Below are 14,274 nucleotides of genomic sequence, written 5' to 3'. Positions count from 1 at the left end.
CGGGCCAGGTCGCGCCAGGTGATCTCACGGCGGGCGCGGCGTGGCGTGGGTCAGCCCTGCAGCGCCTCGGCCACCCGGGCGTCCCCGAGCCGCTTGAACTTGCGCGGCTGGGAGCGGGTGCGGTCGAGCACGGCGACCTCGAGGGACTCCGCGGTGACCGTGCGGGCCGGGGTGCTGTCGGCCCCGAGCGCGGACGCGGCCAGGCGCAGCGCGCCGGCCAGGTCGAGGCCGGCCGCGTAGTGCTCCCCCAGGTAGGTCTCGACGAGCTCGTTCTGCCCGCCCATGACGCCGTAGCCCTGGACGTCGGCGACCGAGCCGTCGTAGGTCAGCCGGTACACCTGGTCGTCCTCGGGCGCGTGCCCGACCTCGGCGACGAACAGCTCGACCTCGTAGGGCTTCTCGGCGCCCGAGGAGAAGATCGTGCCGAGCGTCTGCGCGTACGCGTTGGCCAGGCTGCGGCCGGTGACGTCACGGCGGTCGTAGGAGTACCCGCGGACGTCCGCCAGCCGGATGCCGGCGATGCGCAGGTTCTCGAACTCGTTGTAGCGGCCGACCGCGGCGAAGCCGATGTGGTCGTAGATCTCGCTGATCTTGTGCAGCGCCTTGGACGGGTTCTCGGCCACCAGCAGGATGCCGTCGGCGTACTGCACGACGACGACGCTGCGGCCGCGCGAGATGCCCTTGCGGGCGAAGTCCGCCCGGTCCTTCATGAGCTGCTCGGGCGAGACGTAGAAAGGTGCGGTCATGGGAGTCTCCTGGTCGAGCGGCCGTCAGGTCAGCGGGGCGTGCGGTCCGTCCGGCGCGTGCATACGCGCCGAGATGACCTGGTCGGCGACCGCGGCGGTCTGCTCCTCGGTCCAGGCGCGGTAGCCGTCGGCGGTGATGACCGAGACGAGCGGGAAGATGCGCCGGGCCAGGTCGGGCCCGCCGGTGGCGGTGTCGTCGTCCGCGGCGTCGTACAGCGCCTGGACGACCGCGGTGACGGCGTCGGCCTCGCTCATGCCGGCCCGGTAGAGCTTCTTCAGCGAGCCGCGGGCGAACGTCGAGCCCGACCCCACCGAGTGGAAGGTGCGCTCCTCGTTCTTGTTGCCGGTGACGTCGAAGGCGAAGATGCGCCCGACACCGGCGTCGAGGTCATAGCCGGCGAACAGCGGCACGACGGCCAGGCCCTGCATCGCCATGCCGAGGTTGCCGCGGATGAGCGCGGCCAGCCGGTTCGCCTTGCCGTCCGTGGACAGCGTGGCGCCCTCGATCTTCTCGTAGTGCTCGAGCTCGACCTGGAACAGCCGGGTCATCTCGACCGCGATGCCCGCCGTGCCGGCGATGCCGACGCACGAGTACTCGTCGGTCGGGAAGACCTTCTGGATGTCGCGCTGGGCGATGACGTTGCCCATGGTGGCCCGGCGGTCACCGGCCATGACGACCCCGCCGTCGAACGTCGCGGCCACGATCGTCGTGCCGTGGGTGACGCCCTCCAGCTCGGTCGTGCCGTTGTAGCGGGCGCCCGGCAGCATGTCCGGTGCCCGGGAGGCGAGGAAGTCTGCGAACGAGGAACCACCGACGGCTCGGTACTCCTCCGGCAGCATCTACTCGCCGCCCTTCTGGACGAAGCTGCGGACGAACTCCTCGGCGTTCTCCTCCAGCACGTCGTCGATCTCGTCGAGGATCGCGTCCACGTCGTCGTCGAGCTTCTCGCGGCGCTCGGCGTCGACCTCGGGGACGTCGGTCCGGACCTCGTCCTCGTTGCTCTTGCGGGTGCTCCGGTGCTGCTGCTCGGCCATGGCGCCACCCTAGTACGCACCCGGAGGCGCGCTCGGTGGATCGCGTGCCGGTGTCGGCGCGGCGTGCGACGCTCGGAGCCGGAGGTGGTCCCATGACCCAGCACGCACGAGCGTCCCTGCGACAGGTGGTGCTCGACACGACCGACACCCGAGCCCTCGCCAAGTTCTACCGCGAGCTGCTCGGCTACGAGTACCGCGACGGCGACGAGACGCCCGACGAGGGCGACGGCTGGCTGACGCTGGTGCCGCCGGGCGGCGGCGTCCAGGTCTGCTTCCAGCAGGTGCCGACCCTGCCGGAGTCCACCTGGCCCGAGGACGGCGTGCCGCAGCAGCTGCACCTCGACCTCACGGTGCCCGACCAGGACTCGTTCGAGGCCGAGCACCAGCGCATCCTCGGTCTCGGCGCGCGGCTGCTGCTCGACGAGTCCGACGACCCGGAGGAGGCGCTGTACGTCTACGCCGACCCGGCCGGGCACCCGTTCTGCCTGTTCGTCGGCTAGACGGTCACCAGGATCCCTGCGAAGCGCCCGCCGCGAAGCCGAGACCGAGCATGAGGGCGCCGACGAGCAGGGCGGCGACGCGATGCTCGCGGCGCCAGAGCCAGGCTGCGAGCATCGCCGGGAGGATCCCCCAGAACGCGTCGCTGACCGAGATCGAACGGTCGCCGACGAGCATCGCCCCCAGCAGGGTCGACAGCACGTAGAGGACCCAGCCACGAGTCCAGTCGGCCTCGCCCATGTCGTCGAAGGCCCGGCGGAGCCAGGCACGCCGCGGGGACGTGGTCTCGGGGTGCTCGGTCACGCCCCGACCCTAGTGGCGCGGCGTGGCGGACGAACCTGGACCAGCGTCGTTCAGCGACCGGTGAGGGTGCGGACGAGCTCGGTCGCGGTGTCGCAGTCGTCGAGCAGCTGTCCGACGTGCTCGCGCGTGCCGCGCAGCGGCTCCATCGTGGGCACGCGCTGCAGCGAGTCGTGCCCGGGCAGGTCGAACACGACCGAGTCCCACGACGCGGCGGCGACGTCGCGCGAGAACTTGGCCAGGCAGCGTCCGCGGAAGTACGCCCGCGTGTCCTCGGGCGGGTTCTCGACCGCGGCGCGCACCTCGTCGTCGGTGAACAGCCGCTGCATGCGTCCGGTGCGCACGAGCTGGTGGAACAGCCCCTTGGCCGGGCGCAGATCGTGGTACTGCAGGTCCACCAGGTGCAGCTTCGCGTGGTCCCAGTCCAGGCCGTCGCGCTCGCGGTAACGCTCGAGCAGCGACAGCTTCGCCACCCAGTCCAGCTCGCTGCGGCACTCCATCGGGTCGCGCTCGAGCCGGGTCAGGACGTCGTCCCAGCGGCGCAGCACGTCGTCGGTCATGTCGTCGCCGCCCTCGGCCACGACGAACTTCTGCGCCTGCTCCAGGTACCAGCGCTGCAGCTGCAGCGCGGTGACGGCGCGGCCGTCGTCGAGCGGCACGGTGGCGCGCAGCGTCGGGTCGTACGAGATCGCGTGCAGGGCCGGCACCGGCTTGGCGAGCACGGGCACGTCGGCCAGGAACCCGGCCTCGATCATCGCGAGCACCAGCGACGTCGTGCCGTGCTTGAGGTAGATGGCGGTCTCGCTGAGGTTGGCGTCGCCGATGATGACGTGCAGCCGGCGGTACTTCTTGGCGTCGGCGTGCGGCTCGTCGCGGGTGTTGATGATCGGACGCTTGAGGGTGGTCTCGAGCCCGACGTTGACCTCGAAGTAGTCGGCGCGCTGGCTGACCTGGAAGCCGCTCTCGCTGCCGTCCTGCTTGCGCCCGACGCGTCCGGCGCCGGTGAACACCTGGCGCGAGACGAAGAACGGCGTCAGCTGGGCGACGATGCGGTCGAACGGCACCCGGCGGTCCATCAGGTAGTTCTCGTGCGAGCCGTACGAGGCGCCCTTGTTGTCGATGTTGTTCTTGTAGAGCAGCAGCGCGGGCTGGCCGGGCACCTGTCCGGCGAGGTCGGCGCCGCGTCCCATGACCAGCTCGCCGGCCTTCTCCCACAGGGCGACGTCGCGCGGGTTCGTGCACTCGGGGCTGGAGTACTCCGGGTGCGCGTGATCGACGTACAGCCGCGCCCCGTTGGTCAGGATGATGTTGGCCAGCCCGAGGTCCTCGTCGGTGAGCTGCGTCGGGTCGGCGGCGTCGCGCGAGAGGTCGAACCCGCGGGCGTCGCGCAGCGGGCTCTCCTCCTCGAAGTCCCAGCGCGCCCGGCGGGTGAGGCCGTGCGCGGCCGCGTAGGCGTTGACCAGGTGGGTCGAGCTCACCATCGGGTTGGCGCGCGGCTGACCCTGCACGGCGATGCCGTACTCGACCTCGCTGCCCTGCACCCGGCGGACGGTCACGGTCAGGCCTCCGTCTCGACGACTCGCACGCTCATGCCCCCACCCTAGGGGCGCCTACCCCAGCTGCACGGGCAGAAGACCGCGCGGCGACCCGGCCACCACGTCGTCCAAGGCGCCCGCGAGCGTCGGGTGGACGAAGGCGTACCCGCTCTCGCGCAGCACGCGCGGATCCACCCAGCGGCTCTTCAGCACCAGCTCCGGCTCGGTGCGGATGACCCGGGCACCGAGCTCGAGCAGCCAGGCAGGGGTCGGCACGCCCCGTCGGCGTCCGACGGCCGCCCGCACCTGGGCCATGAGCTCGGCGTTGGTGACGTGGTCGTCGGTGGCGACGTTGACCGGGCCGGAGATCTCCGGGTGGGCGACGAGGTGCTCGACGGCGCCCAGGACGTCGTCCGCGTGGGCCCAGCTGAAGACCTGACCGCCGTCGCCCATGTGGCCACCGAGCCCGACGCGCGCGAGGTCGATCAGCGGGTTCACCGCGCCCCCGCCCGGGCCGAGGATGATCGACATCCGCAGCGCGACCTTGCGCACCGGCGCGGGCGACTCGAACAGGGTCCGCTCCCACGCCTGGGCCACGGCGACCGAGAAGCCCGTGCCGATCTCGCCGGTGGGCTCGTCCATCGGCCGGTCCCGCGAGTCGCGGTAGATCGTGCCGGTGCTGGCGTTCACCCACAGCTGGGGTGGGGCGGCGCAGGCGGCCAGCGCGCGGCCCAGGGCGGCGGTGGTCTGCACCCGGGAGGAGAAGATCTCGTCGGCCGTCCGCTTCGTGTAGCGGCAGCTGACCGAGCGTCCGGCGAGGTTGACGAGCAGGTCGGTGCCGTCGAGGACGGCGGCCAGGTGCGCGTCGTCGCTCCAGTCGGCGTCGGCAGCGGCTCCGCGGCCGATGGTGCGCACCCGGACGCCGTCCTGCTCGAAGCGACCCTTCAGGTGCCGGCCGAGGAAGCCGGAGGCTCCGGCGATGACGACGGTGCGGCTCATGCGTGCTCCTTCGTGGGGCGGTCGGCCCCGTCGAGGCCGGTCGCGAGGGTGAGGACGTCGTCGACCAGGCCGCGGGCGACCGGCAGGCGCGAGAGCGAGAGGGCTCGACCGACCACCGGTGCCAGGCCGTCGACCAGCCGGCGGGTGCGGCGCTGGTCCGGAGAGCCGTCGGTGACCCAGTGCAGCGTCACGCCGAGGTAGGCCAGCCAGAGCAGGTGCGGCAGCCGCTCCCGGAGCCGGGCCGGGACGCGGGTGCTCGACGACTCCACGACCGTCCGCATGAGGTCGACCGCCAGGTCGCGCGGCCCGGCCGACTCCGGCGAGAACGGGCTCGCCGGCGACGACGACGGCAGCGCCACGCGCACGAACGCCTGGCCGAACGCGTGGTAGGGCGCCATGACGTCCAGGCCGGTGTGGAGCGTCGTCCGCAGGTTCTCGGCCAGCGGCGCACCGGGGTCGAGCCGCGGCAGCGTCCGGTCGCGGTGCTCGACCTGCACGACCCGGTAGAGCTCCTGCACGAGCTCGTCCTTGCCGGCGAAGTAGTGGTACGCGTTGCCGAGCGAGACCCCGGCCTCCGTGGCGATGCCGCGCATCGTCGTGCCGTCGAAGCCCTGTTCGCGGAACAGCCGGAGCGCCGTGTCGACGAGCAGCTCGCGGGTCTCCGCCCCGGTCCGTGCCATCTCGGTCCACCTCTCAGTTGAACGTGTTCAACTGCACCGTAGCGCATCGCACTTGAACGCGTTCAGGTGTGGCGGCGAGTCGCCCGGGATCAGGTCAGCGACTTGGCCAGCGGGACGCTGCTGGGCGACTCGGCGTAGTAGCCGAACGGCGGGATGTCCTCGTACCCGCTGGCCCGGTACAGCGCGATCGCCTCGGGCTGCTTTAGCCCGGTCTCGAGCACGAGCCGGGCCACCCCGGCCTCGGCCGCGGTGCGCTCGACCTCGGCAAGCACGAGCCGCGAGAGCCCCTGCCGGCGGAAGCGCCTGCGCACGAACATCCGCTTGATCTCCGCGTCGCCCGGCTGCGGACCGCCACGCCGCCAACCGCCCATCGCGGCCGCCTCGCCGTCGACCTCGGCGACGACGAAGTGGCCGTGCGGGGCCACGAACTCGTCCGCGGCGATCGGCGCGGTGTCGCCGTCACCGCCGTACAGCACGGCGTACTCGCCCTGGACCTCGTGCGTCATGGCCACGACCTCGGGGTCGTCGTAGGCACCGACGCGCAGCGTGATGGTGCTCAGAGGTACTGTCCCGTGTTCGCGACGGTGTCGATCGAGCGTCCGGGCTCGTTGCCGCCCTTGCCCGAGATGAGCGTGCGGATGAACACGATGCGCTCGCCCTTCTTGCCCGAGATGCGGGCCCAGTCGTCCGGGTTCGTGGTGTTCGGCAGGTCCTCGTTCTCCTTGAACTCGTCGACGCAGGCCTGCAGCAGGTGCTGGACACGCAGGCCCTTGCTGCCGTGGTCGAGCAGGTCCTTGATCGCCATCTTCTTCGCGCGGTCGACGATGTTCTGGATCATGGCGCCGGAGTTGAAGTCCTTGAAGTACATGACCTCCTTGTCGCCGTTGGCGTAGGTCACCTCCAGGAACTGGTTCGCCTCGGTCTCGGCGTACATGTGCTCGACGACCCGCTGGATCATCGCGTTCACGCAGCCGACCCGGTCGCCGCCCCACTCGGACAGGTCGTCGGCGTGCAGCGGCAGCGACGGGCGCAGGTACTTGCTGAAGATGTCGCGGGCGGACTCGGCGTCCGGACGCTCGATCTTGATCTTCACGTCGAGGCGGCCCGGACGCAGGATGGCCGGGTCGATCATGTCCTCGCGGTTGGAGGCGCCGATGACGAGCACGTTCTCCAGGCCCTCGACGCCGTCGATCTCGCTGAGCAGCTGCGGGACGATCGTGTTCTCGACGTCGGAGCTGACGCCCGAGCCGCGGGTGCGGAACAGCGAGTCCATCTCGTCGAAGAAGACGATGACCGGCGTGCCCTCGCTGGCCTTCTCTCGCGCGCGCTGGAAGACGAGCCGGATGTGCCGCTCGGTCTCGCCCACGTACTTGTTGAGCAACTCGGGGCCCTTGATGTTGAGGAAGTAGGAGCGGCCCTCCTCCCCCGTGCGCTCGGAGACCTTCTTGGCCAGCGACGCGGCGACCGCCTTGGCGATCATCGTCTTGCCGCAGCCGGGCGGTCCGTAGAGCAGGACGCCCTTCGGCGGCTTCAGCTCGTGCTCGATGAACATGTCCGGGTGCAGGTAGGGCAGCTCGACGGCGTCCTTGATGGAGTCGATCTGGCCGCGCAGGCCGCCGATGGACTCGTAGTCGATGTCGGGCACCTCCTCCAGCACGAGCTCCTCGACCTCGCTCTTGGGGATGCGCTCGTACACGTAGCCGGAGCGGGCGTCGAGCAGCAGCGAGTCGCCGGCGCGCAGCTTGGTGTCGCGCAGCGAGTCGGCCAGCCGGACGATGCGCTCCTCGTCGGCGTTGCCGAGCACGAGCGCGCGGTCGCCGTCGGCCAGCAGCTCCTTGAGCATGACGACGTCGCCGGTCTGCTCGAAGTCGAGCGCGGCGACGACGTTCATCGCCTCGTTGAGGATGACCTCCTGGCCCTTGCGCAGACCCTCGCGGTCGACGGCCGGGCTGACGTTGACACGGAGCTTGCGGCCGCCGGTGAACACGTCGACGGTCTCGTCGTCGTTGCCCTGCAGGAAGGTGCCGAAGCCCGTGGGCGGCTGGGCGAGCCGGTCGACCTCCTCCTTGAGCGCGATGATCTGGTCGCGCGCCTCGCGGAGGGTGGCGCCGAGACGCTCGTTCTGCGCCGCGGTGGTCGACAGCCGGTGCTCCAGCTCGGCGAGCCGGGTGTCCGTCCCGGATTCGTGCGAGACCCGCCGGCGCAGGTGCTCGACCTCGGCGCGGAGCTGGGCCGCCTCCTGCTCGAGGGCGTGGAAAGAGGGCTGCTGCTGGTCGCTCATCGTGCACCTCCTGGGCTCTTGCGAACGACCCTACAAGGATCGGGCCAGCACGTGCGTTGCACGGACGTTGCGGCTCGGTTGCGGCGTGTGGAGGTGGCCCGGTTGGTTCGTCGGCTCGCCCAAGCCCGCTCCTAGAGCCTGTCGAAAGGAGGTTGGGTGCGTGGTCACCCGAGGGGCTGGAGACGAGGCGATGGGCGGTGCTCGCCTTGCTTCGTCGGCTCGCCCTCCCCGCTCCATGAGCTTGTCGAAAGGAGCCCTGGGTGCGTGGTCGCCCGAGGGCTGATGAGGAGGCGGTCGGGTGTTCGCTCGCCTTGCTTCGTCGGCTCGCCCTCCCCGCTCCTAGAGCTTGTCGAAAGGAGCTTGGGTGCGTGGTCGCCCGAGGGGCTGATGACGAGGCGGGTGGGTGCGCGAGCGCTTCGGCTTGTCGGCTCGCCTGCCCCCGCTCGCTGAGCTTGTCGAAAGGACATGTCGAAATCCCGAAATCGTCTGAGATTCCAGTGGATATCGCGTTGTTCCTGTCACCCCTGCGAGGTAGACTAGAACAAACGTTCGACACGGGGGTTTCGGATGATCAGCGATCAGGTGGCGGCACTGCTGGAGGAGTCCAGCGCGCTCGAGCCGTGGACGCTGACCGACCGCGAGATCCGCGCTGAGCTGCGAGCCGCCGCCCAGGCCGCGGCCGCGCTCCAGGCGCTGACCGTCCGGCTCACCGCGGCTGCTGAGGATCGTGGCTTGCCCCGTGAGGACGGCTGCACGTCGCCCACGGTGTGGCTGGCCGCCACCACGAACGTCTCGAAGCGCGAGGCGTCGAAGTTCGTGTCGCTGACCCGGCTGGACTCCACGCGCGGTGCCGTCACCCGCGAGCGGTGGGACGCCGGCGAACTGACGACCGAGCAGGCCCACATCATCCTGAAGGCCCTCGACGCCCTGCCGGAGTGGTTCGTGGACGAGCAGCACGACGACGCCGAGGCCACCCTGCTGGAGCACGCTCGCGAGTTCGGGGCGGACGACCTGCGCCGGCTGGCGAACCGGATCGTGGAGGTCGTCGACCCGGACAGTGCCGACGAGATCATCGGCGCCCAGCTGGAGCGGCAGGAGAAGCAGGCCTGGGACGAGACCCACCTGTCGATCACTCGCATGGGCAAGGGACGCTCGTTCATTCGTGGTGTGTTGCCGGACGTGCAGGCCGACATGCTCAAGACCGTCCTCGAAGGCCTCGGCTCACCCCGTAGGGACGGTGCGATCTTCCGCGACGTCGACGGCGACCACTCCGACCAAGAGATCGGACGGCTCGACCACGCCCGCCGGATGGGACTGGCGCTGTGCGAGCTGGTCGAGCACCTCCCGAGCGACTGCTTTCCGCAGGCCGGCGGTGTTGCGGCCACGGTGACGGTCTCGATGAAGCACGACGACCTGGTCCGTGACCTCGGCCGGGCGATGCTCTCCACCGACACCGGACTCTCCGCCTCCCAAGCCCGGCGGCTGGCCTGCAACGCCGGAATCATCCCCATGGTTCTCGACGGCGCGAGCCAGTCGATGGACGTCGGCCGGCGCAAGCGACTTCACGACCAGCACCAACGAGCCGCCCTGGCCAAGCGGGACGGTGGCTGCTCGTGGAAGGGCTGCGACCGGCCACCCGGATGGTGCGAAGCGCACCACCTCCGACCGTGGAGCGAAGGTGGAGCCACGTCGATCGAGAACGGCGCCCTGTTCTGCTTCTTCCACCACCACCTGCTCCACGACTCCGACTGGTCAGCGCGCTTGGCGATGGACGGAATCGTCGAGGTCGTCCCACCACCCCGGATCGACCCACAGCAGCGACCCCTGCGCCACGCCCGCCACGTCGAGCACCGACCCCGAGTCGTCGAACCCGCCTGAGCTTGTCGAAGGCTCCTTTCGACAAGCTCAAGGAGCGAGTCGCTGCCTGAGCCTGTCGAAGGCGCGAATCCGACCTCACGCACCCCGCACGCGGCTAGCGTCCTGGCATGGGACGGCTCACGTGTTCGATCAACGTCACCCTCGACGGCTGCGTCGACCACCGGTCCGCACTGGCCGACGAGGCGCTGCACCGGCACGCCATGGAGGGGCTCGCGAGCGCCGACGCGCTGATCTTCGGCCGCGTCACGTTCCAGATGATGGAGGACGCCTGGCGGCCGCCGGCGTCCGACGCGATGCCGGAGTGGACCCAGCCGTTCGCGCGGGTCATGGACGCGGCCCGCAAGTACGTCGTCTCCAGCACGCTGCCGAGCGTCGACTGGAACGCCGAGCTGGTGCGCGGCGACCTGGGCGACGCCGTGCGGGCGATCAAGGACGAGGTCGACGACCTGCGCACGGGCGGGGTGCAGCTGCCGCTGGCGCTCGCCGAGCTGGGACTCATCGACGAGTACGAGCTGGTGGTCCACCCCCGCGTCTACGGACAGGGGCCGCGGCTGCTCGATGGCCTGTCCGAGCCGCTCGACCTCGTGCTGGTCGGCACCGAGGACGTCGGCTCGGGTGTCGTCGCCCGGCGGTACGAGCCGCGGCGCTAGGCCGCGGCTCGCAGGTCAGGCTCCCTCGGGACGCGGGCCCTTGTAGTCCGGCCCGTAGGCGCCCGGAGCCGGACGGCGAGTCTTGCCCAGCGAGCGCTCCCCCGGAGCCATGCGGCGGGCGGTGACCAGGTACGCGGTGTGGGCGCCGGCACCGTGGGCCGGGCGGACGGCCAGGCCCTCGAGGTGCCAGTCGCGGGTCAGGGTCTCGAACGCGTGCGGCTCGGTGAAGCCGCCGTGCGCACGGACGGTCTCCACGAACAGCGACATCTGCGTCGTGGTGGCCACGTAGGCGCAGACGATGCCGCCGGGCGTCAACCGGTCGGCGACGAGCTCGACGCACGTCCACGGGTCGACCATGTCGAGGATGAAGCGGTCGACGTCGGTGTCGGTGCACGTCTCGCGCAGGTCGCCCACGGTCAGGTTCCAGGCCGGGTGCTCGCCCAGCAGCTGGTGGACGTTCTTGCGCGCGGTCTCGGCGAACTCCTCGCGGATCTCGTACGACGAGAGCCGGCCGGTCGGACCGATGGCCCGGAGCAGGTACGAGGTGAGCGAGCCCGAGCCGGCGCCCGCCTCGACCACGTGGGCCCCGGGGAAGATGTCGGTCTGCACCAGGATCTGCGCGGCGTCCTTGGGGTAGATGATCGCGGCACCGCGCGGCATCGACACCACGTACTCGCTCAGCAGCGGGCGGAACACCTGGTACTCGCCGTCGAGCGACGACCGCACGATGACGCCCTCGGGACGTCCGATCAGGTCGTCGTGCTTGATCTGACCCTTCTTGGTCGAGAACTCCTTGCCGGCCACGAGCTGGATGTTGTGCTTGCGGCCCTTGGCGTCCACGAGCCGGACCCAGTCGCCCACGGCCATCGGTCCGCGGCGCACCCCGGACCAGGTGGGCTCGGGCTGGGCGGCGTCGGTCGCGGGGTCCTGGCTCATGGGTGAATCCTCCCAGCCGCGGGCGCGCCCGGGACGACAGGGTCAGTCGGTCGCACGCCGGTAGGCGGCGTCGACGTCGGACGCGCGCAGCGAGCCGACCGGACGGCCCCCGTCGTCGACCAGGACGTACACGGGCGCCGGGTTCATCGCGACCGAGCGGAGCAGGGCGACGCCCCGCAGGTCGGCCGGCAGCGGCGGTGCGTCGTCGGGCGCCGGCTCCGCCAGTGCGAGCTCGCGCGCGACGATGACGTCCAGCGCCTCGGCCCAGCGGGTGGCGCGCAGGCTCTGCACCGCGCCCGACCACAGGAACCACGCGATCAGCGCGGCGAGCGCGACGTCGAACAGCTGGACGGACGTGCCACGGGTGCGGGCGAGGACGAACGGCAGCGACAGGGCCGCGACCGCGAACACCTGGCCGCACCGGGCGGCCACCACCGTGGCGAGGGACTGGTCGCGCAGCAGACCCCACAGCACCGCGCGCAGCACGTGCCCACCGTCCAGCGGCAGGCCCGGGACGAGGTTGACGACGCCGACGACGAGGTTCACGTAGGCGCTGGCGAGCAGGATGCCCTCGACCGCGGGCGGGGTGTGCGGCGCGGCGACCAGCGAGAGGCCGCCCAGCGCGAGCGACGTGAGCGGACCGACGACGGACGTCCACAGCTCCTGCGCCGGGGTGCGGCTCTCGCCCTCGATGACCGTCTCGCCGCCCAGCAGGTGCAGCGTGATGGACGAGACCGGCATCCGGTACAGCCGGGCGGCGGCCAGGTGCGCGCACTCGTGCAGGAACACCGAGACGTAGAGGACGACCACGAGCACCAAGGCCGCGAGCACCGGCGAGGAGTAGCCGACCAGCTCGAACTGCGGCGCGAACAGGACGACCAGGACGACCGCCATGACGAGCAACGACGGGCGGACCAGCACGTCGACGCCCGCGACGCGGCCCAGCCTCAGCCCGCCGGGCAGTCTCGTGCTCACGCGACCAACCTAGAGGTCGCTCCCCCACGCGGCGCGCCCGCCGCGCGTCCGGGGTCTGTCGGTGGCCGCGACTAGGCTCCAGGCATGACCGAGACCGTGCCGAGCGAGACCGTCGACCCCGTCGTCGTGGGGTCGCTGTCGCCCAGCCGCGCCTCCGACTTCACCGCCTGCCCGCTCAAGTACCGCCTGCGCGTCATCGACAAGGTGCCCGAGCCGCTCGACCCCGTGGCGGTGCGCGGCACCCTCGTCCACGCCGTGCTCGAGAAGCTGTTCGACGCCGAGGCCCCGCAGCGCACGCTCGACGCCGCCCGCGGCCTGCTGCCCGGCAGCTGGGCCGAGCTGGCCGACGAGGACGACCGCTGCGGCTCGCTGTTCGACGCGGACGCCGAGCGCGAGGCCGCCTGGCTGGCCGAGTGCGAGCAGCTGTTGGCCAGCTACTTCCGCATGGAGGACCCGCAGTGGGTCGAGCCGACCGAGCGCGAGATCAAGGTCGAGCACGTCCTCGACGGCGGTCTGCGCCTGCGCGGCATCGTCGACCGGCTAGACGTGGCGCCCGACGGACGCATCCGGGTCGTCGACTACAAGACGGGCAAGGCCCCGAACGAGCGGTTCGCCGACAAGGCCATGTTCCAGATGCGGTTCTACGCGCTCGTCGTCTGGCGCACCCGCGGCGTCATGCCGTCGCTGCTCCAGCTCATGTACCTGGGCGACGGCACCTTCCTGCACTACGTGCCCGAGGAGGCCGACCTGCTCGCCACCGAGCGGCGGGTCACGGCGCTGTGGGCCGCGATCGAGACGGCCACGCGCACCGGGGAGTTCCTGCCCCGTAAGGGGCCGCTGTGCGGCTGGTGCTCGTTCCAGGCGCTGTGCCCGGCCTGGGGCGGCACGCCGCCGCCGTACCCGGGCCACGAGCTCCCCGCCGCCGCGTCCTGAGCCGCCCCGGCTTCGACAGGCTCAGCCAGCGGGTGCCGCTTGCTGAGCCGCCCCGGCTTCGACAGGCTCAGCCAAAGGGTGCCGCTCCCTGAGCTCGTCGAAGGGAGCTCAGCCGAGCAGGGCGCGCAGGTCGTCCGGGGTCATGCCGGCCAGCGTCGTGCGGTGCGTCCGCAGCGGCGCCTGCGGCACGGCGACCATGTTCGGCACGGCCAGCACGTGGCAGCCGGCGGCGTTGGCCGACGTCGCGCCCGTCGAGGAGTCCTCCACCGCCACGCAGGCCGCGGGGTCGACGCCCAGCATCCGCGCCGCCGTCTCGTACGGCTCGGGGTGCGGCTTGCCGTGCGTCACGGCGTCGCCGGTCACGACCGCGGCGAACGGGAGCTGGTCGGCCACGACCTTCGCGAGCGGCACGTACGACATGGTCACCAGTGCCTGCGGCACGCCCTCGGCGTCCAGCGCCTTGACCAGCTCCATCGCGCCGGGCCGCCACGAGGCGTCGCCGCCGGCGAGGCCGGCCGCGACCTCGGTGACCAGCCGGTCGACGATCTCGGCCGACGTCAGGGGCAGGTCGAGCTTGGTGCGGATGATCTCGCCGCTCACCTCGAGCGCGCTGCCGACCAGGTCGAGCCCGTCCTGCTCGGTCCAGACCTTGCCGTGCTCGGCGGCGATGCGTCCCTCTGCCGCCATCCAGAGCGGCTCGGTGTCGACGAGGGTCCCGTCCATGTCCCACAGGACGGCAGCGAGCGCGGTCATGACGTCAGCCTACGGAGACGGGCCGGGGCGCCGACGGCCGGCACGGACCGGCGCGTCCGTCTGGCGAGACACCTG

At 71.4% G+C, this 14,274-nt stretch carries 16 protein-coding genes; 4 read left to right on the top strand and 12 right to left on the bottom strand.

What is annotated here, in order from left to right:
- Positions 1-50: 50 nt before the first annotated feature.
- The 3 genes from prcA to E0W78_RS15025 are packed head-to-tail and all read right to left on the bottom strand — an operon-like array spanning position 51 to position 1,781.
- The gene (gene prcA / locus E0W78_RS15035; protein ID WP_131404750.1) at positions 51-746 is read right to left on the bottom strand and encodes a proteasome subunit alpha; all 696 of its coding nucleotides are present in this window, start codon (positions 744-746) and stop codon (positions 51-53) included.
- 24 nt (positions 747-770) lie between these two features.
- On the bottom strand, positions 771-1,586 hold the full coding sequence (gene prcB / locus E0W78_RS15030; protein WP_131404749.1) for a proteasome subunit beta: 816 nt from the start codon (positions 1,584-1,586) through the stop codon (positions 771-773).
- The gene (locus E0W78_RS15025) at positions 1,587-1,781 is read right to left on the bottom strand and encodes a ubiquitin-like protein Pup (RefSeq protein WP_131404748.1); all 195 of its coding nucleotides are present in this window, start codon (positions 1,779-1,781) and stop codon (positions 1,587-1,589) included. It abuts the gene before it with no gap.
- A 92-nt stretch (positions 1,782-1,873) separates the two neighbouring features.
- Between E0W78_RS15025 and E0W78_RS15020 the strand changes: the two genes are divergently transcribed.
- Positions 1,874-2,281, top strand: a complete 408-nt coding sequence (locus E0W78_RS15020) for a VOC family protein (RefSeq protein WP_131404747.1) — start codon at positions 1,874-1,876, stop codon at positions 2,279-2,281.
- Positions 2,282-2,285: 4 nt separating this feature from the next.
- Here E0W78_RS15020 and E0W78_RS15015 read toward each other — a convergent pair whose 3' ends face one another.
- From E0W78_RS15015 to arc, 6 genes are all read right to left on the bottom strand, one after another.
- The gene (locus E0W78_RS15015; protein ID WP_131404746.1) at positions 2,286-2,582 is read right to left on the bottom strand and encodes a hypothetical protein; all 297 of its coding nucleotides are present in this window, start codon (positions 2,580-2,582) and stop codon (positions 2,286-2,288) included.
- A 50-nt stretch (positions 2,583-2,632) separates the two neighbouring features.
- Positions 2,633-4,135 (bottom strand): depupylase/deamidase Dop, encoded by a 1,503-nt coding sequence (dop, locus tag E0W78_RS15010; protein WP_131404745.1) that lies wholly within the window; start codon positions 4,133-4,135, stop codon positions 2,633-2,635.
- 54 nt (positions 4,136-4,189) lie between these two features.
- Positions 4,190-5,113: a TIGR01777 family oxidoreductase gene (locus E0W78_RS15005; protein WP_131404744.1), complete on the bottom strand. Its 924-nt coding sequence runs from the start codon at positions 5,111-5,113 to the stop codon at positions 4,190-4,192.
- Complete coding sequence (locus E0W78_RS15000) at positions 5,110-5,793, bottom strand: TetR family transcriptional regulator (protein WP_131404743.1); 684 nt, start codon at positions 5,791-5,793, stop codon at positions 5,110-5,112. Before E0W78_RS15000 ends, E0W78_RS15005 begins: the two co-directional genes overlap by 4 nt.
- An 89-nt stretch (positions 5,794-5,882) precedes the next feature.
- A complete protein-coding gene (locus E0W78_RS14995; RefSeq protein ID WP_131404742.1) occupies positions 5,883-6,299 on the bottom strand; it encodes a GNAT family N-acetyltransferase in 417 nt (138 codons plus the stop codon).
- 50 nt (positions 6,300-6,349) lie between these two features.
- Entirely contained in the window at positions 6,350-8,074 is a 1,725-nt protein-coding gene (gene arc / locus E0W78_RS14990; protein ID WP_131404741.1) for a proteasome ATPase, read from the bottom strand.
- A 567-nt stretch (positions 8,075-8,641) separates the two neighbouring features.
- Between arc and E0W78_RS14985 the strand changes: the two genes are divergently transcribed.
- Together E0W78_RS14985 and E0W78_RS14980 are read left to right on the top strand one after the other, a co-directional pair.
- Positions 8,642-9,952: an HNH endonuclease signature motif containing protein gene (locus E0W78_RS14985; protein WP_131404740.1), complete on the top strand. Its 1,311-nt coding sequence runs from the start codon at positions 8,642-8,644 to the stop codon at positions 9,950-9,952.
- 107 nt (positions 9,953-10,059) lie between these two features.
- The gene (locus E0W78_RS14980; protein ID WP_131404739.1) at positions 10,060-10,602 is read left to right on the top strand and encodes a dihydrofolate reductase family protein; all 543 of its coding nucleotides are present in this window, start codon (positions 10,060-10,062) and stop codon (positions 10,600-10,602) included.
- 15 nt (positions 10,603-10,617) lie between these two features.
- Here E0W78_RS14980 and E0W78_RS14975 read toward each other — a convergent pair whose 3' ends face one another.
- Complete coding sequence (locus E0W78_RS14975) at positions 10,618-11,538, bottom strand: tRNA (adenine-N1)-methyltransferase (RefSeq protein ID WP_131404738.1); 921 nt, start codon at positions 11,536-11,538, stop codon at positions 10,618-10,620.
- Positions 11,539-11,580: 42 nt separating this feature from the next.
- Positions 11,581-12,513, bottom strand: a complete 933-nt coding sequence (locus E0W78_RS14970) for a site-2 protease family protein (RefSeq protein ID WP_131404737.1) — start codon at positions 12,511-12,513, stop codon at positions 11,581-11,583.
- 84 nt (positions 12,514-12,597) lie between these two features.
- Here E0W78_RS14970 and E0W78_RS14965 point away from each other — a divergent pair, with 84 nt between their 5' ends.
- Positions 12,598-13,446, top strand: a complete 849-nt coding sequence (locus E0W78_RS14965; protein WP_131404736.1) for a PD-(D/E)XK nuclease family protein — start codon at positions 12,598-12,600, stop codon at positions 13,444-13,446.
- A gap of 108 nt (positions 13,447-13,554) precedes the next feature.
- On the opposite strand, the gene E0W78_RS14960 is transcribed toward E0W78_RS14965, so the two are convergent.
- A complete protein-coding gene (locus E0W78_RS14960) occupies positions 13,555-14,199 on the bottom strand; it encodes an HAD family phosphatase (RefSeq protein WP_131404735.1) in 645 nt (214 codons plus the stop codon).
- Between the last annotated feature and the right edge of the window lie 75 nt (positions 14,200-14,274).

Source organism: Aeromicrobium sp. IC_218, from assembly GCF_004336805.1.
Classification (GTDB): domain Bacteria; phylum Actinomycetota; class Actinomycetes; order Propionibacteriales; family Nocardioidaceae; genus Aeromicrobium.
The sequence above is the reverse complement of the archived record's forward strand: the minus strand, read 5'-3'. Positions and strand labels throughout refer to the sequence as shown.

Bases quoted from the DNA above. Each gene is read 5' to 3' on its own strand.
- E0W78_RS14980 (WP_131404739.1), top strand. From the start codon at position 10,060: ATGGGACGGCTCACGTGTTCGATCAACGTCACCCTCGACGGCTGCGTC.
- E0W78_RS15000 (WP_131404743.1), bottom strand. From the start codon at position 5,793: ATGGCACGGACCGGGGCGGAGACCCGCGAGCTGCTCGTCGACACGGCG.
- E0W78_RS14960 (WP_131404735.1), bottom strand. From the start codon at position 14,199: ATGACCGCGCTCGCTGCCGTCCTGTGGGACATGGACGGGACCCTCGTC.
- E0W78_RS15025 (WP_131404748.1), bottom strand. From the start codon at position 1,781: ATGGCCGAGCAGCAGCACCGGAGCACCCGCAAGAGCAACGAGGACGAG.
- E0W78_RS15005 (WP_131404744.1), bottom strand. From the start codon at position 5,113: ATGAGCCGCACCGTCGTCATCGCCGGAGCCTCCGGCTTCCTCGGCCGG.
- E0W78_RS14965 (WP_131404736.1), top strand. From the start codon at position 12,598: ATGACCGAGACCGTGCCGAGCGAGACCGTCGACCCCGTCGTCGTGGGG.
- prcB (WP_131404749.1), bottom strand. From the start codon at position 1,586: ATGCTGCCGGAGGAGTACCGAGCCGTCGGTGGTTCCTCGTTCGCAGAC.
- E0W78_RS14985 (WP_131404740.1), top strand. From the start codon at position 8,642: ATGATCAGCGATCAGGTGGCGGCACTGCTGGAGGAGTCCAGCGCGCTC.
- prcA (WP_131404750.1), bottom strand. From the start codon at position 746: ATGACCGCACCTTTCTACGTCTCGCCCGAGCAGCTCATGAAGGACCGG.
- arc (WP_131404741.1), bottom strand. From the start codon at position 8,074: ATGAGCGACCAGCAGCAGCCCTCTTTCCACGCCCTCGAGCAGGAGGCG.
- E0W78_RS14975 (WP_131404738.1), bottom strand. From the start codon at position 11,538: ATGAGCCAGGACCCCGCGACCGACGCCGCCCAGCCCGAGCCCACCTGG.
- E0W78_RS14995 (WP_131404742.1), bottom strand. From the start codon at position 6,299: ATGACGCACGAGGTCCAGGGCGAGTACGCCGTGCTGTACGGCGGTGAC.
- E0W78_RS15020 (WP_131404747.1), top strand. From the start codon at position 1,874: ATGACCCAGCACGCACGAGCGTCCCTGCGACAGGTGGTGCTCGACACG.